This is a genomic window from Streptomyces sp. SAI-170, from assembly GCF_049739565.1.
GTDB lineage: Bacteria > Actinomycetota > Actinomycetes > Streptomycetales > Streptomycetaceae > Streptomyces.
The window spans coordinates 6,208,682-6,229,866 of the sequence record NZ_JBMGQD010000001.1; the positions used below are offsets into that span (position 1 = coordinate 6,208,682).

The 21,185-nt window shown below is 71.6% G+C and carries 21 protein-coding genes; 13 read left to right on the forward strand and 8 right to left on the reverse strand.

The window, feature by feature from the left end:
• Positions 1–20 precede the first annotated feature (20 nt).
• The 3 genes from RKD23_RS27900 to RKD23_RS27910 form a co-directional block, all read right to left on the reverse strand.
• Complete coding sequence (locus tag RKD23_RS27900) at positions 21–821, reverse strand: DsbA family protein (protein WP_424856183.1); 801 nt, start codon at positions 819–821, stop codon at positions 21–23.
• Between the two features lie 89 nt (positions 822–910).
• Positions 911–1,606: a hypothetical protein gene (locus RKD23_RS27905; RefSeq protein WP_424856184.1), complete on the reverse strand. Its 696-nt coding sequence runs from the start codon at positions 1,604–1,606 to the stop codon at positions 911–913.
• Between the two features lie 69 nt (positions 1,607–1,675).
• Positions 1,676–3,001, reverse strand: coding sequence for a DUF2252 domain-containing protein (locus tag RKD23_RS27910; protein ID WP_424856185.1), 1,326 nt, complete (start codon positions 2,999–3,001; stop codon positions 1,676–1,678).
• 170 nt (positions 3,002–3,171) lie between these two features.
• Here RKD23_RS27910 and dnaE point away from each other — a divergent pair, with 170 nt between their 5' ends.
• Complete coding sequence (gene dnaE / locus RKD23_RS27915) at positions 3,172–6,711, forward strand: DNA polymerase III subunit alpha (RefSeq protein ID WP_424856186.1); 3,540 nt, start codon at positions 3,172–3,174, stop codon at positions 6,709–6,711.
• An 86-nt stretch (positions 6,712–6,797) separates the two neighbouring features.
• On the opposite strand, the gene RKD23_RS27920 is transcribed toward dnaE, so the two are convergent.
• Positions 6,798–6,962, reverse strand: a complete 165-nt coding sequence (locus RKD23_RS27920; RefSeq protein WP_424856187.1) for a hypothetical protein — start codon at positions 6,960–6,962, stop codon at positions 6,798–6,800.
• Positions 6,963–7,186: 224 nt separating this feature from the next.
• Here RKD23_RS27920 and RKD23_RS27925 point away from each other — a divergent pair, with 224 nt between their 5' ends.
• The 4 genes from RKD23_RS27925 to RKD23_RS27940 all read left to right on the forward strand — a co-directional run bounded on the left by RKD23_RS27925 (position 7,187) and on the right by RKD23_RS27940 (position 11,161).
• Positions 7,187–8,410 (forward strand): NYN domain-containing protein, encoded by a 1,224-nt coding sequence (locus RKD23_RS27925; RefSeq protein ID WP_424856188.1) that lies wholly within the window; start codon positions 7,187–7,189, stop codon positions 8,408–8,410.
• A gap of 199 nt (positions 8,411–8,609) precedes the next feature.
• The gene (locus RKD23_RS27930; protein ID WP_404036347.1) at positions 8,610–9,584 is read left to right on the forward strand and encodes an ABC transporter ATP-binding protein; all 975 of its coding nucleotides are present in this window, start codon (positions 8,610–8,612) and stop codon (positions 9,582–9,584) included.
• 61 nt (positions 9,585–9,645) lie between these two features.
• Complete coding sequence (locus tag RKD23_RS27935; RefSeq protein ID WP_424856189.1) at positions 9,646–10,467, forward strand: ABC transporter permease; 822 nt, start codon at positions 9,646–9,648, stop codon at positions 10,465–10,467.
• 34 nt (positions 10,468–10,501) lie between these two features.
• Positions 10,502–11,161 (forward strand): AAA family ATPase, encoded by a 660-nt coding sequence (locus RKD23_RS27940; RefSeq protein ID WP_424856190.1) that lies wholly within the window; start codon positions 10,502–10,504, stop codon positions 11,159–11,161.
• Between the two features lie 105 nt (positions 11,162–11,266).
• Here the strand turns inward: RKD23_RS27940 and ybaK are convergent, their stop codons facing one another.
• The 4 genes from ybaK to RKD23_RS27960 form a co-directional block, all read right to left on the reverse strand.
• Positions 11,267–11,767: a Cys-tRNA(Pro) deacylase gene (gene ybaK / locus RKD23_RS27945; RefSeq protein WP_424856191.1), complete on the reverse strand. Its 501-nt coding sequence runs from the start codon at positions 11,765–11,767 to the stop codon at positions 11,267–11,269.
• Positions 11,768–11,781: 14 nt separating this feature from the next.
• Positions 11,782–12,522: an LON peptidase substrate-binding domain-containing protein gene (locus RKD23_RS27950; RefSeq protein WP_424856192.1), complete on the reverse strand. Its 741-nt coding sequence runs from the start codon at positions 12,520–12,522 to the stop codon at positions 11,782–11,784.
• 11 nt (positions 12,523–12,533) lie between these two features.
• Positions 12,534–13,580, reverse strand: coding sequence for a hypothetical protein (locus RKD23_RS27955; RefSeq protein ID WP_424856193.1), 1,047 nt, complete (start codon positions 13,578–13,580; stop codon positions 12,534–12,536).
• Between the two features lie 189 nt (positions 13,581–13,769).
• Entirely contained in the window at positions 13,770–15,338 is a 1,569-nt protein-coding gene (locus RKD23_RS27960; RefSeq protein WP_424856194.1) for an oxidoreductase, read from the reverse strand.
• Positions 15,339–15,482: 144 nt separating this feature from the next.
• Here RKD23_RS27960 and hisD point away from each other — a divergent pair, with 144 nt between their 5' ends.
• From hisD to hisF, 8 genes are read left to right on the forward strand one after another with little or no spacing between them, the layout of a single operon-like run.
• Positions 15,483–16,805, forward strand: coding sequence for a histidinol dehydrogenase (gene hisD, locus RKD23_RS27965; RefSeq protein ID WP_424856195.1), 1,323 nt, complete (start codon positions 15,483–15,485; stop codon positions 16,803–16,805).
• The gene (locus RKD23_RS27970) at positions 16,802–17,911 is read left to right on the forward strand and encodes a histidinol-phosphate transaminase (RefSeq protein WP_424856196.1); all 1,110 of its coding nucleotides are present in this window, start codon (positions 16,802–16,804) and stop codon (positions 17,909–17,911) included. The genes hisD and RKD23_RS27970 overlap by 4 nt, the downstream gene beginning before the upstream one ends.
• The gene (gene hisB / locus RKD23_RS27975; protein WP_356691850.1) at positions 17,908–18,501 is read left to right on the forward strand and encodes an imidazoleglycerol-phosphate dehydratase HisB; all 594 of its coding nucleotides are present in this window, start codon (positions 17,908–17,910) and stop codon (positions 18,499–18,501) included. Before RKD23_RS27970 ends, hisB begins: the two co-directional genes overlap by 4 nt.
• Entirely contained in the window at positions 18,498–18,662 is a 165-nt protein-coding gene (locus RKD23_RS27980; RefSeq protein WP_424856197.1) for a hypothetical protein, read from the forward strand. Before hisB ends, RKD23_RS27980 begins: the two co-directional genes overlap by 4 nt.
• Positions 18,653–19,297: an imidazole glycerol phosphate synthase subunit HisH gene (hisH, locus tag RKD23_RS27985; protein ID WP_424856198.1), complete on the forward strand. Its 645-nt coding sequence runs from the start codon at positions 18,653–18,655 to the stop codon at positions 19,295–19,297. Before RKD23_RS27980 ends, hisH begins: the two co-directional genes overlap by 10 nt.
• On the forward strand, positions 19,294–20,019 hold the full coding sequence (priA, locus tag RKD23_RS27990; RefSeq protein WP_424856199.1) for a bifunctional 1-(5-phosphoribosyl)-5-((5-phosphoribosylamino)methylideneamino)imidazole-4-carboxamide isomerase/phosphoribosylanthranilate isomerase PriA: 726 nt from the start codon (positions 19,294–19,296) through the stop codon (positions 20,017–20,019). The genes hisH and priA overlap by 4 nt, the downstream gene beginning before the upstream one ends.
• Positions 20,016–20,420, forward strand: coding sequence for a RidA family protein (locus tag RKD23_RS27995; protein ID WP_424856200.1), 405 nt, complete (start codon positions 20,016–20,018; stop codon positions 20,418–20,420). The genes priA and RKD23_RS27995 overlap by 4 nt, the downstream gene beginning before the upstream one ends.
• On the forward strand, positions 20,417–21,172 hold the full coding sequence (hisF, locus tag RKD23_RS28000; RefSeq protein WP_424856201.1) for an imidazole glycerol phosphate synthase subunit HisF: 756 nt from the start codon (positions 20,417–20,419) through the stop codon (positions 21,170–21,172). Before RKD23_RS27995 ends, hisF begins: the two co-directional genes overlap by 4 nt.
• The last annotated feature ends 13 nt before the right edge of the window (positions 21,173–21,185 follow it).

The window sequence follows — 21,185 nt, forward strand, 5'->3', positions numbered from 1 at the left end:
CTCTTCGGTGACGCGTTTCCTTACTTGGTCACGCCCGCGTCCTTCAGCGCCGTCTGCCACTCGGCGACGGAGGTCGGGTTCTTGATGACCTTGTCGTTGATCTTGACGGTCGGGGTGGAGTCCACTCCCTCCGCGTCGTCGAAGGACTTGCTCATCCTCATCGCCCAGGCGTCGTAGGTGCCCTTCTCCACGGCGTCCTGGAACTTCTTGTTGTTCTTCAGCGCGTCGACCGTGTTCGCCACCTTGATCAGGTAGCTGTCGTCGGCGAGGTCGTCGCTGGTCTCCTCGGGGTGGTACTTCGCCGAGTACAGCGCGGCCTTGTAGTCCAGGAACGCCTCGGGGCCGACGTTCAGCGCCGCGCCGAGGGCGCTCAGGGCGTTCTTGGAGCCCTCGCCGCCGAGGTTGCCGTCGAGGAAGGTGCCGAGGGTGAAGGACAGCTTGTAGTCGCCGTCCTCCATGCCCTTGTTCACGGTCTCGCCGACGGTCTGCTCGAAGCTGGCGCAGGCCGGGCAGCGCGGGTCCTCGTAGAGGTGGACCACGTTGTCGGTCTTGGAGTCGCCGACGACGATCGTGGTGCCGTTCTTGCCGGAGGTGTTGGCCGGGGCGACCACCGTGGCCTTCGCGGCCTCCTCCCACTGGCCCGGCTGGTTGGCCTGGACGACGGCGAAGCCTATGCCGCCCGCCGCGGCCAGGACACCGACGACCGCGCCCGCGACGGTCAGCTGCCGCCTGACCTTCGCCTTCTTCGCCTCACGCTCGCGCTCGACGCGCAGCCGCTCCCGGGCCGCCGACTTCGCCGCCTGGCTGTTCCGCTTGCTCATGCTGATGATCTCCATGGGGGACGCGCACACGTCGTACGCGGGATACGGATGGGGGACTGTCTGTGCTCAGGGGAAGCCCGTGCCGTCGCTCAGGCGGCGGCGAGGGCGGGGGAGCACGGCGGTCCACGCCGTCCCAGGGAGTGCGAGAGCAGCAGGTCGCGTACCGGGGCCGTACGGCACACCGGGCGCGGCCGGCCGGGGCGGGCCGGGGTGCGGCGTACGGCGACCGCGGCGACCGCCAGCAGCAGGGGCCGGAAGGTGGTGGCGCCGGCGGCGCGCACCAGCTGGGCCAGCGCCCGCTCGCCGCGCCGCAGCCAGGCCGCGGCCAGCAGCCCGACGCCGACATGGGCGGAGAGCAGCAGCCAGGCGGTCGTGGGGTCGGCCTGCGCGAGCAGGGCCGCGACCCGGTCGCCGCCCGCGCCGCCGGTGACCCGGGCGAGCGGGCCGCCCACCTCGCCGGCGCACAGCAGATCCAGACCGACCGCACGCAGAGGCCCGGCGACCGGGCCGCCCGCGGCGCCGTAGCAGGTGTGCTGGCCGGTGGTGAAGACCGTGTCGGCGGCCAGCTCCAGCGGGATCAGCAGGGCGGCGATCCGGCCGAAGCCGCGCTCGCCGCCCGCCAGGGCGTACGCGACGGCGAACACGGCGGCGGAGACCACCGCGACCGTGCCCACCGGCAGCGGGACACCGGACAGCAGCACGTGCGACGCGGTGCTGAGCGTCACGACGACCGCCGTGAACAGCGCCGCGCGCACGGCTCTGAGCCGGGTCCCTGAGATGTCCATCGCCCAAAAGTGTGTCATGCGCTGCGGTAAGGGACCCCTAAAGGAATCCTGTGAACCCTGCGGTACGCGTCACAGCCCCGGGATGCGGCCGTTGCGGAACAGGTCGACGAAGATCTGGTGGTCGGCACGCGCGCGTGCGCCGTAGCTGTGCGCGAAGTCCACAAGGAGCGGCGCGAAGCCCTCCTCGTCGGCGGCGATCGCCGCGTCGATGGCCCGCTCGGTGGAGAACGGCACCAGCGACTCGCCGGAGGTGTCGTCCGCCGCGGAGTGCATCGAGGCGGTCGCCCGGCCCAGATCGGCGACGACCGCCGCGATCTCCTCCGGGTCGTCGATGTCGCCCCAGTCCAGGTCCACCGCGTACGGCGAGACCTCGGCGACCAGCTGGCCCGCGCCGTCCAGCTCGGTCCAGCCCAGCCACGGGTCGGCGTGCGCCTGCAGAGCGCGCTGGGAGATCACCGTGCGGTGGCCCTCGTGCTGGAAGTACTCCCGGATCGCCGGGTCGGTGATGTGCCGGGACACCGCCGGGGTCTGGGCCTGCTTGACGTAGATCACCACGTCGTTCTCCAGGGCGTCGCTGTGGCCCTCCAGCAGGATGTTGTACGACGGCAGCCCGGCCGAGCCGATGCCGATGCCGCGGCGGCCGACGACGTCCTTGACGCGGTAGGAGTCCGGGCGGGCCAGCGAGGTCTCCGGCAGCGTCTCCAGATAGCCGTCGAAGGCCGCGAGCACCTTGTAGCGAGTGGCCGCGTCCAGCTCGATGGAGCCGCCGCCCGCGGAGAAGCGCCGCTCGAAGTCGCGGATCTCCGTCATCGACTCCAGCAGCCCGAAGCGGGTCAGCGAGCGGGCGTCGCGCAGGGCGTCAAGGAGCGGGCCCTCGGCGGTGTCCAGGGTGAAGGGCGGCACCTCGTCGCGCTTGGCGCCGGTGGCCAGGGCGTGGATGCGCTCGCGGTAGGCGGCCGCGTAGATCCCCACCAGCTCGGTGATCTGCTCGTCGCTGAGCGCCTTGGCGTAGCCGATGAGGGCGACGGAGGCCGAGAAACGCTTGAGGTCCCAGGTGAAGGGGCCGACGTAGGCCTCGTCGAAGTCGTTGACGTTGAAGATCAGGCGGCCCGTGGCGTCCATGTACGTGCCGAAGTTCTCCGCGTGCAGATCGCCGTGGATCCACACGCGCGAGGTGCGCTCGTCCAGGAACGGCCCGCCCCGCCGATCGGCGTCCACGTCGTGGTAGAAGAGCCCCGCCGTGCCGCGGTAGAAGGCGAACGCGGAGGCCGCCATCTTGCGGAACTTCACCCGGAACGCGGCCGGGTCGGCGGCCAGGAGCTCGCCGAAGGCGGTGTCGAAGACGGCCAGGATCTCCTCGCCGCGCTGCTCGTCACTGAGCTGGGGAACCGACATCGCTGGGAGCCTCCTGGTGCATGACACGTACGACAGTGTTTCTGCCGTCTCCAACGCACGACCGTACGTCGGAGTGCCCGCCGGGTGTCAGTGCCGAGGCATAGACTTCGACGCTGACCCCAGAACTGTCCGCCAGCCCGTCGCCGAGTGTTTCCCCTGGAGGGCCCACCGTGTCAAAGCCGCCGTTCACGCACCTGCACGTCCACACCCAGTACTCGCTGCTGGACGGTGCCGCGCGGCTGAAGGACATGTTCAACGCGTGCAACGAGATGGGCATGACGCACATCGCCATGTCCGATCACGGCAACCTCCACGGGGCGTACGACTTCTTCCACTCCGCGAAGAAGGCCGGAATCACCCCGATCATCGGGATCGAGGCGTATGTCGCCCCCGAGTCCCGGCGCAACAAGCGCAAGATCCAGTGGGGCCAGCCGCACCAGAAGCGGGACGACGTCTCCGGTTCGGGTGGCTACACCCACAAGACGATCTGGGCGGCGAACGCGACAGGTCTGCACAACCTCTTCCGGCTCTCCTCCGACGCCTACGCCGAGGGCTGGCTGCAGAAGTGGCCCCGGATGGACAAGGAGACCATCTCCAAGTGGTCCGAGGGGCTCATCGCCTCCACCGGCTGCCCCTCCGGCGAGCTCCAGACCCGGCTGCGCCTCGGCCACTTCGACGAGGCCCTGAAGTCGGCCGCCGAGTACCAGGACATCTTCGGCAAGGACCGCTACTTCCTGGAGCTGATGGACCACGGCATCGAGATCGAGCGCCGGGTCCGCGACGGCCTGCTGGAGATCGGCAAGAAGCTCGGCATCCCGCCGCTGGTCACCAACGACTCGCACTACACCTACGCCCATGAGGCCGGGGCGCACGACGCGCTGCTGTGCATCCAGACCGGCAAGAACCTCTCCGACCCGGACCGCTTCAAGTTCGACGGCACCGGCTACTACCTCAAGTCCACGGACGAGATGTACGCCATCGACTCCTCGGACGCCTGGCAGGAGGGCTGCCGCAACACCCTCCTGGTCGCCGAGCAGGTCGACACCGCCGGCATGTTCGAGAAGCGCGACCTCATGCCCAAGTTCGACATCCCCGAGGGCTACACCGAGGTCAGCTGGTTCCGCGAGGAAACCATGCGCGGCATGCACCGCCGCTTCCCCGAGGGCATCCCGGACGACCGCATGAAGCAGGTCGAGTACGAGATGGACACCATCATCTCGATGGGCTTCCCCGGCTACTTCCTCGTCGTCGCCGACTTCATCATGTGGGCCAAGAAGCAGGGCATCGCCGTCGGCCCCGGCCGAGGCTCCGCGGCCGGCTCGATCGTCGCCTACGCCCTCGGCATCACCGACCTCGACCCGATCCCGCACGGCCTGATCTTCGAGCGGTTCCTCAACCCCGAGCGCATCTCGATGCCCGATGTCGACATCGACTTCGACGAGCGTCGGCGCGTCGAGGTGATCAGGTACGTCACCGAGAAATACGGCGCCGACAAGGTCGCCATGATCGGCACCTACGGCACCATCAAGGCCAAGAACGCCATCAAGGACTCCGCGCGCGTGCTGGGCTACCCGTACGCGATGGGCGACCGCCTCACCAAGGCCATGCCGCCGGACGTCCTCGGCAAGGGCATCCCGCTCTCCGGCATCACCGACCCGCAGCACCCCCGCTACTCGGAGGCGGGCGAGATCCGGGCGATGTACGAGAACGAGCCGGATGTGAAGAAGGTCATCGACACCGCGCGCGGTGTGGAGGGCCTGGTCCGGCAGATGGGCGTGCACGCGGCCGGCGTGATCATGTCCAGCGAGACCATCACCGACCACGTCCCCGTCTGGGTCAGGCACACCGACGGCGTCACCATCACGCAGTGGGACTACCCGAGCTGTGAGTCGCTCGGCCTGCTGAAGATGGACTTCCTCGGCCTGCGCAACCTCACGATCATGGACGACGCCGTCAAGATGGTGAAGGCCAACAAGGGGATCGACATCGATCTCCTGAGCCTCCCGCTGGACGACCCCACGACCTTCGACCTGCTCCAGCGCGGCGACACCCTCGGCGTCTTCCAGTTCGACGGCGGCCCCATGCGCTCGCTGCTGCGGCTGATGAAGCCCGACAACTTCGAAGACATCTCCGCCGTGTCGGCCCTGTACCGGCCGGGCCCGATGGGCATGAACTCCCACACGAACTACGCGCTGCGCAAGAACGGCCAGCAGGAGATCACGCCGATCCACAAGGAGCTGGAGGAGCCCCTCGAAGAGGTCCTCGCGGTCACCTACGGCCTGATCGTCTACCAGGAGCAGGTGCAGAAGGCCGCCCAGATCATCGCGGGCTACTCGCTCGGCGAGGCCGACATCCTCCGCCGCGTGATGGGCAAGAAGAAGCCGGAGGAGCTGGAGAAGAACTTCGTCATCTTCCAGGCCGGCGCCCGCAAGAACGGCTACAGCGACGAAGCCATCCAGGCGCTGTGGGACGTGCTGGTCCCGTTCGCCGGCTACGCCTTCAACAAGGCGCACTCCGCCGCGTACGGCCTGGTGTCCTACTGGACCGCCTACCTCAAGGCCAACCACCCGGCCGAGTACATGGCGGCGCTGCTGACGTCCGTGAAGGACGACAAGGACAAGTCCGCGGTCTACCTCAACGAGTGCCGCCGCATGGGCATCAAGGTCCTCCCGCCGAACGTCAACGAGTCGGAGTCGAACTTCGCCGCCCAGGGCGACGACGTGATCCTCTTCGGCCTGTCCGCCGTGCGCAACGTCGGCACCAACGTCGTCGAGTCGATCATCAAGTGCCGCAAGACCAAGGGGAAGTACGCCTCCTTCCCCGACTACCTCGACAAGGTCGACGCGGTGGTCTGCAACAAGCGCACCACCGAATCGCTGATCAAGGCCGGCGCCTTCGACACCATGGGCCACACCCGCAAGGGCCTGACGGCGCAGTACGAACCGATGATCGACAACGTGGTCGCGGTCAAGCGCAAGGAGGCCGAGGGCCAGTTCGACCTCTTCGGCGGCATGGGCGAGGAGAGCAGCAGCGAGCCGGGCTTCGGGCTCGACGTGGAGTTCTCCCCGGACGAGTGGGAGAAGACGTATCTGCTCGCCCAGGAGCGGGAGATGCTCGGCCTGTACGTCTCCGACCACCCGCTCTTCGGCCTGGAGCACGTGCTGTCCGACAAGGCGGACGCGGGCATCGCCCAGCTCACCGGAGGTGAGCACGCGGACGGCGCGGTCGTGACCATCGGCGGCATCATCTCGGGCCTGCAGCGCAAGATGACCAAGCAGGGCAACGCCTGGGCGATCGCCACCGTCGAGGACCTGGCGGGCTCCATCGAGTGCATGTTCTTCCCGGCCACCTACCAGCTGGTGTCCACCCAGCTCGTCGAGGACGCCGTGGTGTTCGTCAAGGGTCGCCTCGACAAGCGCGAGGACATCCCGCGGCTGGTGGCGATGGAGCTGATGGTCCCCGACCTGTCGGCCGCCGGCACCAACGCGCCGGTGATCCTCACCATCCCGGCCACGAGGGTCACCCCGCCCATGGTCAGCCGCCTCGGCGAGATCCTCAGCCATCACAAGGGCGACAGCGAGGTCCGCATCAAGCTCCAGGGCCCGACCAGGACGACGGTGCTGCGTCTGGACCGCCATCGGGTCAAGCCCGACCCGGCGCTGTTCGGCGATCTGAAGGTGCTGCTCGGCCCGTCCTGCCTGGCCGGCTGAGCCGTCGTACGACAGCGCGAGGGGCGCACCCGTAAAGGGTGCGCCCCTCGTTGTGTGCCTGGGTCTCAACAACCCATACGCAGAGGTCAGTTGTGACCGAAGCGCTTCTGCCGGCCCTTGCGTGCCATGTCTGCGGGAGACACCGGCGGCGCCATCTGCTCCGACTCCGAGTGCATCGGGCTCGTCTGGGCGGACTGCGGGGCACGCTCGGACTGCGGTCGCTTACGGTCACGGTTCTTGTTCTTGGCCATGGTGATCTGCCTCCTGTGGGGGATCTAGGGGCCAGGGCCGCGACCAGATTCACATAGGCTGACAACGAGCGCATTTCGGATAATTACCGTGCGTGAAGGGCGCGGTCGGCGCGCGGCGCTCCGAAACGCCACGCCGAAGATCGAGTTCCGGCCGTTAACCCACGCGCCGTCGGGCAGACTCGAAGGAAGCCCGAAGCAAACCTCCCAGGAAGAGGGTGAGTCGCGTGGACCGCTGCATCGTCCTGGTGGACGCCGGGTATCTGCTGGGGGCCGCCGCCAGCCTCCTCGCCGGGGAGCCCTCCAGGTCCCGCATCACCGTCGACCACGCCGCCCTCATCCAGGGCCTGCGCGAGCGCGCCGAATCCGACACCGAGCGCCCCCTGCTGCGCATCTACTGGTTCGACGGCGCCCCCGACCGCGTCCCCCAGCCCGAACACCGCCGGCTGCGCGTGATGCCCCGGGTCACCGTCCGGCTCGGCGCCCTGACCCGCAGCGACGGACGCTGGGCGCAGAAGGGCGTCGACGCCGCGATGCACGCCGAACTCACCGAACTGGCCCGCAACCGCGCCTGCTCCGACATCGTCCTCGTCACCGGCGACGGCGACCTGCTGCCCGGCATGATGGCCGCCAAGGAACACGGCGTGGCCGTCCACCTGTGGGCCGTCCAGGCCGCCGACGGCGACTACAACCAGTCCGAGGACCTCGTCGCCGAGGCCGACGAACGCCGTGTCCTGGACCGCGCCTGGATCACCAAGGCCGTCCGCGCGAAGGAACTGACCGGCATCTGCGCGCCGCCGCCCGTGCCGCGCCCCGAGATCGCCGCGATCCTCTCCGCGCCGCTGCCCGAATCCGCGCTCAGCGGCAGGGAGCGGCCCGACGAGGAGGCCCCGCACCGGCAGCCCGGCGCACCCGCCGCCGCGTCCGTCTCGGCCGAGGAGCGGGTGCCCGCCCCCAAGGGCGTGCCCACGCCCAAGGACCTCGCCGCCCTGCGCGCGCCCGGCGGCCAGCCCGCCCCGCACCCGGCGAGCGCGACCCTGCGCTGGTCCTCCGACAAAGGCTGGGTCGACCGGCCCGGCGTCGCCGCGGAACCCCCCGAGATCGCCTCCATGCCGACGCTGGCCCAGCTGACCACGGCCGAGCAGCGGTGGGCCGACCGCGAGGAGGACATCACGACCGTCGGCGGAGACCCGTACGAGGTCGGGCAGGTGTTCGCGCGGCGGTGGATGGCACGGCTGGGGGACCAGGGGCATCTGCAGCGGCTGTCGGGCATGTACCCGCGCATCCCGCACCGCGTCGACGGCGAGCTGCTGCGGTACGCGGCCCGGTTCGGGCTGCTCGCGCACAAGGACGACCAGATCGACGAGCACGACCGGTACGCGATCCGGGCCGGCTTCTGGCGCGAGGTCGACGTCCGCACGGCGGCCGAGCACGCCCCTGCCGGGGAGTAGGCCGTCCGGGTCACGCCCAGGGTCACGGGAAACCGCGCGACCGTGCGGGCGACGGCGTCGCGGTTGATCGCCGTTGCGCCGGAAAGAGCGCATTTGCGGTCATGGTGCCACCCGGGAGAGTGGGCGCCCGGCCGACCCCGTACTCTCGTCCCTTGTGAGTACGCGCGCGGCACAGGCACCAGGACGCTCCGGTGATGTCGTGTGCGCGGCGCGCGGACTGACCAAGACGTATCCCGCGGTACGGGGCCGGCGCGGTGTGGCCGCCACGCCCGAGGTGCGGGCCACCGACGACGTGGCGCTGGACATCCGGCGCGGCGAGATCTTCGGGCTGCTCGGCCCGAACGGCGCCGGCAAGACCACCCTCGTACGCCAGCTCACCGGGCTGATGCGCCCCGACCGCGGCAGTGTGCAGATCCTCGGGCACGACATCGTGCGGCACCCGGAGCGGGCCGCGCGGCTCCTGGCGTATCTCGGGCAGGAGTCGTCCGCGCTGGACGAGCTGACCGTGTCGCTGGCCGCCGAGACGACCGGGCGGCTGCGCGGCCTCGACGTACGGCAGGCCCGCGCCGAGCGGGACGCCGTGCTGGAGGAGCTGGGCCTGACCGCGCTCGCCGCGCGGCCGCTGAAGAAGCTGTCCGGCGGGCAGCGGCGGCTGGCCTGCTTCGCCGCCGCGCTGGTCGGGGAACGGCCGCTGCTGGTGCTCGACGAGCCGACCACTGCCATGGACCCGGTGGCCCGGCGGGCCGTGTGGTCCGCCGTGGACCGTCGGCGCGCCGAACGCGGTGCGACGGTGCTGCTGGTCACCCACAACGTGATCGAGGCCGAGACGGTCCTGGACCGGGTCGCCGTCCTCGACCGGGGCCGGGTGATCGCCTGCGACACACCCACCGGGCTCAAGGAGCGCGTGGCCGGCGAGGTCCGGGTCGAGCTGGTGTGGCGGGACCGGGCCCCGCTGGAGGTGCCCGAGGTCGCCGCGCTGCGCGAGGGGGCCGTTCAGTCCGGGCGCCGCTGGACGCTGCGGCTCGCGCCGGAGGAGGCCCGCGCGGTGGTCGCCACCGTCACCGGCGGGGCCGCGTTCGCCGCGCTGGACGACTTCACGCTGGCCACGCCCAGCCTGGAGGACGTCTACCTGGCGCTGGGCGGGGCGGCACGGCAGGGACTGGTGAAGGCGTGAGCAGGACGGCCACCGGATCCGTACCAAACCCCCGGGACCCCAGGAAGGGGAGCAGCGCGAGGTGAGTGTCGTACCCGCAGAGGTGCTGCCGGGCAGTGCCCTGGATGCGGAGGAGCCGGCCGCGTGGGCGGCCGAGCTCGGGCCGCGGGCGCGGCTGTGGCCGTCGCTGGCGGCCGTGTACCGGGCCCAGCTGTCCCGGGCCCGGGTGGCGCGCATCCCGTTGCTGTTCGTGGCGACCTTCCAGTCCATCGGCATCCTGATCATGATGCGCGGGGTCGTCGACGGCGGCAGCCAGGCGGAGTCGGTCGTGGCCGGCTCGGCCGTGCTGGTCGTCGCGTTCGTCGCGCTGAACCTGCTCGCGCAGTACTTCGGGCAGTTGCGGGCGACCGGGGGCCTCGACCACTACGCGACCCTGCCGGTGCCGCCGACGGCCGTGGTGCTGGGCGCGGCCGGCGCGTACGCCTCCTTCACCCTGCCGGGGACCTTCGTCACGGCCGCCTTCGGGTGCGTGCTGTTCGGGCTGCCGCTGACCAATCTGTGGATGCTGCTCGCGGTGGTGCCGCTGGCCGGGGCCGCGCTGTCCGGGCTCGGCGCGGCGCTCGGGCTGCTCGCGCCGCGGCCGGAGCTGGCGACCGTACTGGGGCAGCTGGGGATGTCGGCGGCGCTGCTGCTCGGGGTGCTGCCGCCGGAGCGGATGCCCGGGTTCGTGCAGTTCGCCCGCGATCTGCTGCCCTCGACCTACGGCGTCGAGGCGTACACGCGCACCTTCTCGGCGCACCCCGACTGGGCCGTGGTGGCCGCGGACCTCGCCGTGTGTGCGGGGGTCGGGGTGTTCTCGCTGGCCGTGGCGACGTGGGCGTACCGCCGGGCTGCCGTCCGGTGACGCGTCGGCCGGGCGGGCCTGGCACGATGTCAGGGTGACCGCACCGCTTACTCCGCCTCCGCCGCCGCACGACCACTCGGCACACAGTCAGTCGCCCTCACCGCACGAGGGATGGCCGCCCCGGTCGGACGTGGCCGGGAGCGGGTACGGCCACGAGGTGTACGAACAGGACGGTCCCGGCATGAAGACCGAGCTGCGCGAAGCCGCTGTGATCACCGTCGCGGTGGCGGTGTGCGGTGTGCTCCTCGGCGTGCTGTGGAACTGGCTGGCGCCGCGCATACCGCTGGTCGCCGATGTGGTCGACGGCAGCTGGGTCGTCTACGTCAAGGACACCGAGGGCGAACAGGCGATCGGCGTCGACGGAACGTTCACCCTGCTGGCTCTCGCCTTCGGCGCGGTGACGGCACTGGCCGTGTTCCTGTGGCGTCGCAGGGGAGGCGCCCCCCTGGTCGTCGCCCTGGCCCTCGGTGGCCTCCTCGGCTCCCTGCTGGCCTGGCGCCTGGGCATGTGGCTCGGCCCGGCCGACGACGTCCTCGCCCACGCCAAGGAGGTCGGCAAGGGCGTCACCTTCTCGGCCCCCCTGAAGCTGGGCGCGAAGGGCGCCCTCCTGGCCTGGTCGGTCGGCGCCCTGCTGATCCACCTGGGCCTGACAGCCCTGTTCGGCCCGAGGGACCCGGAGATCCAGACGCAGTAGAGGGTGTGCCTTAAGGGGCGCGGGGCTGTATCGATATGCGGCTCCGCCGCGTGGGCGCGACCAGCCACGGACGGCCCGCAGCCGGCTGCGAACGTCAGCCGGCCCCTACGGCCGCCCGACAGGCGCGAGCACCGCACCCGTCAGCGCCGCCAAATCCCCCGGAGCCAGCTCCACCTCAAGCCCCCGGCGCCCGGCCGAGACACAGATCGTGGCGTGGCCGGAGGCCGACGCGTCGAGCACGGTCGGCAACTTCTTGCGCTGCCCCAGCGGCGAGATACCACCCCGCACATACCCCGTCGTACGCTCGGCCAGCGCCGGGTCGGCCATCGCCGCCTTCTTGCCGCCGACCGCCGAGGCGAGGGCCTTGAGGTCCAGGGAACCCGCGACCGGCACGACCGCCACCGTCAGCGTGCCGTCGACGTCCGCGACCAGGGTCTTGAAGACACGGTCGGGGGACACGCCCATCGCCTCGGCGGCCTCCTCGCCGTAGGAGGGGTGGGACGGGTCGTGGTCGTAGGAGTGGACCGTGTAGTCCACGCCGGCCGCGGTGAGGGCCACCGTCGCCGGCGTCCCACCCGCCTGCTGCTTCTTCGACTTCTTCGCCATGCCTCGGTCCAGCCTCAGTTCAGACTCGTCGGTCCGCGCGTCAGGTCCTGCGACGGCAGCGACGGCAGGCTACGGATGATCGCCGTCTCGGCGCGAAGGAGTTTCAGCTCGTCGCGCAGCCGGGACGCGGTGTCGGGGGCCTGCAGCAGCCGCTGCTTGGTCGGCGTGTCCAGCACCATCGCCGCGGCCACCAGGTACGACACCACCGACGGCTCGTCGGGCAGGTCCGCGCCGGTCGACAGCGACCGCTCCCGCGCCCCGGCCAGCCGCTTCTGGTACTGCCGGAACGCCCGCAGCACCCCCTCGGCCAGCGCCCCCGCCTCGTCGCCCGGCTCCTCCTCCAGCGGCTCCAGCTCGGCCATGAGGAACGGCCCGGAGGCGTCCACGGACAGCAGCCGCACCCGGGTCGTGCCGGTCGCCAGCACCTCGAAGGTGCCGTCGGGCCGCTCCCGGATCGTCGCCGCGTCCGCGACGCAGCCGACCGTGTGGAACGCCTTCGCCGGGTCGTCGCCGAACCCCGCGGCGGGCCCGCGCTCGGGCAGGGCCGTCGGGTCCGGCATGCCGGGCGCGCTCGGCGCCACCTCATGGCCGTCGCGGATCGCCACGACGGCGAACTGGCGCGGTTCCTCCTCAGGAGTCTTGGCAAGGGTGCGCATCAACGCGCGATAGCGCTCCTCGAAGACGTTCAGCGGGAGTACGAGCCCCGGGAACAGAACCGAGTTCAGCGGAAAGAGCGGCAGCCGGACGGTGGTCACGGCGCCAAAGCCTAATGGTCGGCCGAGCGGGCGCGTCCGCCGTGCCCACTGTGCGGATGCCCGGGGCCGTCCACCTCCACCGCGCCGACGCCCGCGAGCAGGCCCGCCCGGACCCGCAGGAACAGCCCGAGCGGGTCCTCCCCGGCCCGGTCCCACGGGAAGGACGTGGCGTACGGGCCGGTCAGCCGCAGCTGGTCCAGGGCGTCCGTGCGACGGTCCAGGCGCACCAGCACACAGGCGAGCAGATTGCGGATCTGCGCCGGCCACGGGTCGGCCGCCGGGAACCGCGCCGACAGGGCGATCGCCCGGTCCGCCGCCGCGTCCAGCCGGGCGCGGGGCACCGAGGGGCCGCAGCCGTCGGTCAGATACGCGAAGGCCGCCCGCACCGGCAGCGCCTGCACCAGCGCGTCCTCGGGGGCGTCCTGCGCGGCCCGGTCGGCGAAGTCGAAGCACTCGCGGTGCGCGCCGTGCCAGGTGGCGGCCAGATAGCGCAGGGCCGCCACATGGCAGCCGTAGTGGTGCGGGGCCCGCCGTACCGCCGCCTCCCACAGCTCCCCGAAGTACTTGTGCCCGGCCCGCGAGCCGCGCGCGTGGTCCAGCGCGAGGCGCCAGGGCACCGGGTCGCGGTGGTCGCCGTGCGCGGTGGCCGTGATCGCCGGGCTCACCTCGCGCAGCAGCTCCTGCCGCGCCGGCGAGCCCCATGCCCGGTCGACCGCGAGCTGCGCGCCGACCAGCAGCGCGTCCGGGTCGTGCGGGGCGGCCGTACGCCATGCCTCGAACCACTCCGGGCGCGAGTGCGCGAAGAACGCCAGCCGGACGACGTAGCGGTCGCGCAGCTCCCACTCGCCGTGCGCGCGGGTGGCCGCGAGCAGGGCGGCGGCCGGGCCGTGCTCGCCGCGCGCGGCGGCGACCAGGGCCGGGCCGAGCCGGTCGTCGGGCGCGTCGAGGAGCACCTCGTCGTCGGCCGGCAGTCCGGGGACGGGGCGCGTCCGCGCGGGAGCCTTGGACATCCGGGCGCCGCGGATGAACGGGGGCAGCAGAGCCATGGTGTCGACCATTGAAAGACCGCAGCTCGTACCGGCGCCAGAGCCTTCACGGAACCCGCCGATGGTTGTACGAACCGCGGTCAAAGCCGGGTAAAGAGCGGTCACCGTGTGTCACCTCGGCCTCAGCAGTCGTGCCGCCCGGCCTCAGCAGTCGTGCCACCCGGCCTGAGCAGCCGTGTCACCCCGGCCTGAGCGGTCGTGTCACCCCGGCCTCAGCAGTCGTGTCGCCCCCGCCGCCACCGTCGTCGCCAGGACCCAGCCCGCCAGGACCAGCGCCGCCCCCAGCCACTGCCAGCCGCCCTGGAGCTGCCAGACGCCGACCTGGCCGAGGTCGATCACCGGCAGGAGTAGGTCCAGGGCGAAGAGGGCCGGGTTCCAGGGCGGCTCCGCGGTTCCGGTGGCCACCTCGGGACGCCCGGCGTGGGCGAAGGCCAGGGAGCCCGCCGCCCACAGCACGGCCATCCACAGCGCGGCCCGGCCCGGCCGGTAGCCGTAGGCGACCGTGAGGTCCTGGACGTATCCCCACAGCTTCGTGCCCAGCGGCAGCGTCTCGCGGCGCCGGCGCTGCTTGGCGAGCAGCACCTCGCGGGCGTCCTCGTCCTCGCCGCCCGCGCGCAGCACCGCGGCCAGCCGCTCGTACGGCTCCGGGCTGTACTCGGCGGTCGCCGCGGCCACCCACTCCAGGCGCTGCGCGGGGGAGAAGGGGCCGTGCGGCACCAGGTTCTCGTAGGTGAAGCCCCCGATGTGCAGCCGGCCCGGCCCCGGCCAGCTGCTCGCCCGGTCGACCAGGTTCACGATCCGCGCCCCGGACAGCACCACGCGGCCCAGCCGGGGCGTCTCGCCCAGGAAACGCAGCTCGGGCGTCTGCACCCGGCGCAGCGACAGCTCCTGGTCCTCGGCCAGCTCCAGCCGCGCCCGCTCCAGGTCGACGGCGTCCCCGAACCGGCCGTCGTCGAGCCGGGCCCCGCCGACGCACTCGAAGGACTGGATGCGCGTACCGCGCGGCGGCGTCACCCCGGTCGGCCAGCCGCTGCCCACCGCGGCCGGGGTCATGTACAGCGTGCGGCCCACGGTCAGCTGCGGCGCGTTCAGCGCGTGCCGCCCGTCCGGGTTGACCAGCCGCGCCCCACGCAGGCTCAGCGACTGGCCGACGGCCGCCCCGCGCAGACTCAGCTCGCCGTACGACTCCAGCAGCTCGGCCTGCACGTCCTGCCCCACGCTGATGCCGTCGCCGGCGATGGAGCGGCCGCGCCGGTCGGAGTGCACGACGGCCTGGTTGAGCAGCAGGTCGGTGCCGATCTGCGCGTCGGTCAGTCGGATGCCGCGGTCGAAGCGGCAGCGCGGCAGATGCAGATCGCCCTCCGTGTGCACCCGGGCCGCCTCGAGCCGCGGCACCGCGCAGTCCACCATCCGCAGGGTCGTGAAGCGCGCCTCCGGCAGCAGCACCTCGCGCTCGAACCGGCAGCCGCGCAGCTCGACGTACGGCACCACGATCCCGCCCGCCAGCTCCACGGGGTCGCTGATCTGCACCCCGGCGAGCTTCAGCGCCGACACCCGGCCCGCCAGCGCGGGCGGCCCGTCCAGCAGCAGCCAGCACACGATCCGCGCCCGCACGGTCCGCTCCGGACCCCACGGACGCCCGCCGTGCGGATCGTCCACCACCCGATCGCCGCTGCTCAGGTCGTACACGGTGCCGTTGCGGAACGCCTGCCACATGCCCACCTCGGCGGCCGTCAGGTCCTCCGGCGGCTCGCCGTCCCCCTCGGTCACCTGCGCCTCCTTCGTGTTTTCGTACGATCGTCATGCCCGGTGGGTGACGCTCCGAACGCGCGTGGTGAAGGAGATGTCCCAGGGTCTGTATCAGCCATTGATACGCGCGGACGGCGTGGGACGACGGTCTGGGAGAATGGGACCGTGATCTCCCGAATCGATCTGCGCGGCGACGCCCTCCCCGAGGGCCCCGCCCTGCGCGACCTGCTGCCCCGAGCCGACTTCGACGTCTCGGCCGCCCTCGAGAAGGTGCGTCCGATCTGCGAGGCCGTGCATCATCGTGGCGACGCGGCGCTGATCGACTTCGCGGAGAAGTTCGACGGAGTCAGGCTCGAGCAGGTGCGCGTCCCCGCCGAGGCCCTCACCAAGGCCCTCGACGAGCTGGACCCGGCCGTGCGCGCGGCCCTGGAGGAGTCCATCCGCCGCGCCCGGCTCGTCCACCGCGCCCAGCGCCGCTCCACCCACACCACCCAGGTCGTGCCCGGCGGCTCGGTCACCGAGAAGTGGGTGCCGGTCGACCGCGTCGGGCTGTACGCCCCCGGCGGCCGGTCCGTGTATCCCTCGTCCGTGATCATGAACGTGGTCCCGGCGCAGGAGGCCGGAGTCGAGTCCATCGCGCTCGCCTCGCCCGCCCAGGCCGAGTTCGGCGGCCTGCCGCACCCGACGATCCTCGCCGCGTGCGCGCTGCTGGGCGTCGACGAGGTGTACGCCGCCGGTGGCGCGACCGCCGTCGCGATGTTCGCGTACGGCACCGAGTCCTGCCCGCCCACCAACATGGTCACCGGCCCCGGCAACATCTGGGTCGCCGCCGCCAAGCGCTACTTCACCGGCAAGATCGGCATCGACGCCGAGGCCGGCCCGACCGAGATCGCGGTCCTCGCGGACTCCACGGCCGACCCGGTGCACGTCGCCTCCGACCTGATCAGCCAGGCCGAGCACGACCCGCTCGCGGCGGCCGTCCTGGTCACCGACTCCGTGGACCTCGCGGAGGCGGTCGAGAAGGAGTTGCAGACGCAGGTCGCGGCCAGCAAGCACATCGACGACCGGATCGTCCCCGCCCTGAACGGCAAGCAGTCCGCGATCGTCCTCGTCGACGGCGTCGAGGAGGGCCTGCGGGTCGTCGACGCGTACGGCGCCGAGCACCTGGAGATCCAGACGGCCGACGCGGCCGCCCTGGCCGACCGGGTCCGCAACGCCGGCGCGATCTTCATCGGCCCCTGGGCGCCGGTGTCCCTCGGCGACTACGCCGCCGGGTCCAACCACGTGCTGCCCACCGGCGGCTGCGCCTGCCACTCCTCCGGCCTGTCCGTCCAGTCCTTCCTGCGCGGCATCCACATCGTCGACTACACGCGGGACGCGCTGGCCGAGGTCGCGCACCACGTGGTGACGCTGGCGGAGGCGGAGGACCTGCCGGCCCACGGGGCGGCGATCAAGGCGAGGTTCGGTTGGAAGGTGCCCGGTAAGTGACTTTCGGTATCGACGATCTCCCCGTACGGGACGAGCTGCGCGGCAAGTCCCCCTACGGCGCGCCCCAGCTGGACGTCCCCGTACGGCTGAACACCAACGAGAACCCCTACCCGCTGCCCGAGCCGCTGGTCGAGCGGATCGCCGAGCGGGTCCGTGAGGCGGCCCGCGACCTCAACCGCTACCCGGACCGGGACGCGGTCGAGCTGCGCACCAAGCTCGCCGAGTACCTGACGAAGACGTCCGGCCACGAGGTGGGCCTGGCCAACGTCTGGGCCGCGAACGGCTCCAACGAGGTCATCCAGCAGCTGCTGCAGACCTTCGGCGGACCGGGCCGTACGGCCATCGGCTTCGAGCCGTCGTACTCGATGCACGGCCTGATCGCGCGCGGCACGGGCACCGGCTGGATCTCCGGCCCACGGGGCGAGGACTTCACGATCGACCTCACGGCGGCCCAGCAGGCCATCGCCGAGCACCGGCCCGACGTCGTGTTCGTGACGACCCCCAACAACCCCACCGGCAACGCGGTCCCGCCCGAGACGGTCCTCGCGCTGTACGAGGCCGCGCAGGCGGCCAAGCCGTCGATGGTGGTCGTGGACGAGGCGTACATCGAGTTCAGCCACGGCGACTCGCTGCTGCCGCTGCTGGAGGGCCGGCCGAACCTGGTCGTCTCCCGCACGATGTCGAAGGCGTTCGGCGCGGCGGGCCTCAGGCTCGGCTATCTCGCCGCGCACCCGGCCGTCGTGGACGCCGTACAGCTCGTACGGCTGCCGTACCACCTGTCGGCCGTCACGCAGGCGACCGCGCTGGCGGCGCTGGAGCACACCGACACGCTGCTCGGGTACGTCGAGCAGCTGAAGGCCGAGCGGGACCGGCTGGTGTCCGAGCTCAGGGCGATCGGCTTCGAGGTGACCGCCTCGGACGCCAACTTCGTCCAGTTCGGGCGCTTCGCCGACGCCCACGTCGCCTGGCAGCAGATCCTCGACCGGGGTGTCCTGGTCCGGGACAACGGCGTACCGGGGTGGCTGCGGGTCACCGCCGGGACGCCGGAAGAGAACGACGCGTTCCTCGACGCGGTCCGTGAACTGAAGAAGGAGCAGAGCGCATGAACCGCGTGGGACGCGTGGAGCGGGTCACCAAGGAGACCTCGGTCCTGGTCGAGATAAACCTCGACGGCACCGGCCGGGTCGACGTGGCGACGGGTGTCGGCTTCTACGACCACATGCTCGACCAGCTCGGCCGGCACGGTCTGTTCGACCTGACCGTGAAGACCGAGGGCGACCTGCACATCGACTCGCACCACACCATCGAGGACACCGCCCTCGCGCTGGGCGCCGCCTTCAAGCAGGCCCTCGGCGACAAGGTGGGGATCTACCGCTTCGGCAACTGCACGGTCCCGCTGGACGAGTCCCTCGCCCAGGTCACCGTGGACCTCTCCGGCCGCCCGTACCTGGTGCACACCGAGCCCGAGAACATGGCGCCGATGATCGGCGAGTACGACACCACCATGACCCGGCACATCCTGGAGTCCTTCGTGGCCCAGGCGCAGATCGCGCTGCACGTGCACGTGCCGTACGGGCGCAACGCGCACCACATCGTGGAGTGCCAGTTCAAGGCGCTGGCCCGGGCCCTGCGGTACGCCTCCGAGCGTGACCCGCGCGCGGCGGGCATCCTCCCCTCCACGAAGGGCGCGCTGTGAACGGGCTGTCCACCGTCCTGATCGTCGTCGGACTTTTTCTGCTCGGTGGCATCTACTCCTTCATCAAGCAGGAGATGCCCAAGAGCCTGATCGTGCTGCTGTCCATCGGTGCCGCGATGTGTCTCACCGCGGGCATCCTGCGGCTGGAGGTGTGGAATTGAGCACCAAGAGCGTCGTGGTCTTCGACTACGGCTTCGGCAACGTCCGTTCCGCCGAGCGTGCCCTCGCGCGCGTGGGCGCCGACGTCGAGATCACCCGTGACTTCGACAAGGCGATGAACGCCGACGGGCTGCTGGTGCCGGGCGTCGGCGCGTTCGCCGCCTGCATGAAGGGCCTGAGGGACGCGCGCGGCGACTGGATCGTCGACCGGCGCCTGTCCGGCGGACGCCCGGTGATGGGCATCTGCGTCGGCATGCAGATCCTCTTCGCGCGCGGCATCGAGCACGGCGTGGAGACCGAGGGCCTCGACGAGTGGCCCGGCTCGGTCGAGCCGCTCCAGGCCGAGGTCGTCCCCCACATGGGCTGGAACACCGTGGACGCGCCCTCGGACACGCAGCTGTTCGCCGGGCTCGACGCCGACGCGCGCTACTACTTCGTGCACTCCTACGCCGTCCACGACTGGACGCTGGAGATCCACAACCCGCGCATCGAAGCCCCCAAGGTCACCTGGACGACCTACGGCAAGCCCTTCGTGGCCGCCGTGGAGAACGGCGCCCTGTGGGCCACCCAGTTCCACCCCGAGAAGTCCGGCGACGCCGGAGCCCAGCTCCTCACCAACTGGATCGGAACCCTGTGAGCAAGCTCGAACTCCTTCCCGCCGTCGACGTCCGCGACGGCCAGGCCGTCCGCCTCGTGCACGGCGAGTCCGGCACCGAGACGTCCTACGGCTCCCCGCTGGAGGCCGCCCTCGCCTGGCAGCGCTCCGGCGCCGAGTGGCTGCACCTGGTCGACCTGGACGCCGCGTTCGGCACCGGCGACAACCGTGAGCTGATCGCCGAGGTCGCGAAGGCGATGGACATCAAGGTCGAGCTGTCCGGCGGCATCCGCGACGACGCCTCCCTGGCCGCCGCGCTCGCCACCGGCTGCACCCGCGTCAACCTCGGCACCGCCGCCCTGGAGACCCCGGAGTGGGTCGCCAAGGTCATCGCCGAGCACGGCGACAAGATCGCCGTCGGTCTCGACGTACGCGGCACGACCCTGCGCGGCCGCGGCTGGACCCGCGACGGCGGCGACCTCTACGAGACGCTGGAGCGCCTCAACAACGAGGGCTGCGCGCGCTATGTGGTCACCGACATCGCCAAGGACGGCACGCTGCAGGGCCCGAACCTGGAGCTGCTGAGGAACGTCTGCGCGGCGACCGACCGCCCCGTCGTGGCGTCCGGCGGCGTGTCCTCGCTGGCCGACCTGCGGGCCATCTCCGAGCTGGTGCCCCTCGGTGTCGAGGGCGCGATCGTCGGAAAGGCGCTGTACGCGAAGGCGTTCACCCTGGAAGAGGCCCTGGAGGCTGTGGCGTCATGACGTCCGACGGCGTACGGCGGGTGCAGAGCGGAAGTCCCTGGGAGGAGTCCTTCGGTTTCGCACGCGCCGTCGCGGCGGGCGACCGGGTGCTGGTGGGCGGCACGACGTCCTTCAAGGGCTCGGTGCTGTACGGGGAGGGCGACCCGTACGAGCAGGCGAAGGTGGCGTTCACCAGCGCGCTGGAGGCGATCGCCGAGTTCGGGCTGGGCCCCGAGTCGGTGATCAGGACCCGGATGTATCTGACCCATCAGCGGGACGTCGACGAGGTCGGCCGGGCGCACCAGGAGTTCTTCGACTCCGTGCGGCCGGTCACGACCCTGGTGGTCGTGGAGGGCTTCGTCGACCCGCGCATCCTGGTCGAAGTGGAACTAGAGGCATTCAGAGGAGCCGAGCAGTCATGACCCTGGCGGTCCGAGTCATCCCCTGCCTGGACGTGGACAACGGCCGGGTCGTCAAGGGCGTCAACTTCCAGAACCTGCGCGACGCGGGCGACCCCGTCGAGATGGCGAAGGTGTACGACGCCGAGGGCGCCGACGAGCTGACGTTCCTGGACATCACCGCCTCGTCGGGCGACCGCGAGACGACGTACGACGTGGTGCGCCGCACCGCCGAGCAGGTGTTCATCCCGCTGACGGTCGGCGGCGGCGTCCGCACGGCCGAGGACGTGGACAAGCTGCTGCGCGCGGGCGCCGACAAGGTGGGCGTCAACACCGCGGCGATCGCCCGGCCGGAGCTGATCCGGGAGATCGCCGAGCGCTTCGGCCGTCAGGTGCTGGTGCTGTCGGTGGACGCGCGGCGCACCGAGTCGGGCGGCTTCGAGGTGACGACCCACGGCGGCCGCAAGGGCACCGGCATCGACGCGGTCGAGTGGGCCCACCGGGCGGCCGAGCTGGGCGCGGGCGAGATCCTGCTCAACTCGATGGACGCCGACGGCACCAAGGACGGCTACGACCTGGAGATGATCGAGGCCGTCCGCAAGCACGTCACCGTCCCGGTGATCGCCTCCGGCGGCGCCGGCAAGCTCGCCGACTTCGCCCCGGCGGTCGCCGCGGGCGCGGACGCGGTGCTGGCGGCGTCGGTGTTCCACTTCGGCGATCTGCGGATCGGCGAGGTGAAGAACGCGCTGCGGGGGGCGGGGCATCCGGTGCGGTGACGCTGCGCTGAGC

What these genes read in the sequence shown, in the direction of transcription:
- RKD23_RS27900 (WP_424856183.1), bottom strand. Translation starts at nt 821, where the DNA reads ATGAGCAAGCGGAACAGCCAGGCGGCGAAGTCGGCGGCCCGGGAGCGG.
- RKD23_RS27905 (WP_424856184.1), bottom strand. Translation starts at nt 1,606, where the DNA reads ATGGACATCTCAGGGACCCGGCTCAGAGCCGTGCGCGCGGCGCTGTTC.
- RKD23_RS27910 (WP_424856185.1), bottom strand. Translation starts at nt 3,001, where the DNA reads ATGTCGGTTCCCCAGCTCAGTGACGAGCAGCGCGGCGAGGAGATCCTG.
- RKD23_RS27920 (WP_424856187.1), bottom strand. Translation starts at nt 6,962, where the DNA reads ATGGCCAAGAACAAGAACCGTGACCGTAAGCGACCGCAGTCCGAGCGT.
- ybaK (WP_424856191.1), bottom strand. Translation starts at nt 11,767, where the DNA reads ATGGCGAAGAAGTCGAAGAAGCAGCAGGCGGGTGGGACGCCGGCGACG.
- RKD23_RS27955 (WP_424856193.1), bottom strand. Translation starts at nt 13,580, where the DNA reads ATGGTCGACACCATGGCTCTGCTGCCCCCGTTCATCCGCGGCGCCCGG.
- hisB (WP_356691850.1), top strand. Translation starts at nt 17,908, where the DNA reads ATGAACCGCGTGGGACGCGTGGAGCGGGTCACCAAGGAGACCTCGGTC.
- RKD23_RS27995 (WP_424856200.1), top strand. Translation starts at nt 20,016, where the DNA reads ATGACGTCCGACGGCGTACGGCGGGTGCAGAGCGGAAGTCCCTGGGAG.
- hisF (WP_424856201.1), top strand. Translation starts at nt 20,417, where the DNA reads ATGACCCTGGCGGTCCGAGTCATCCCCTGCCTGGACGTGGACAACGGC.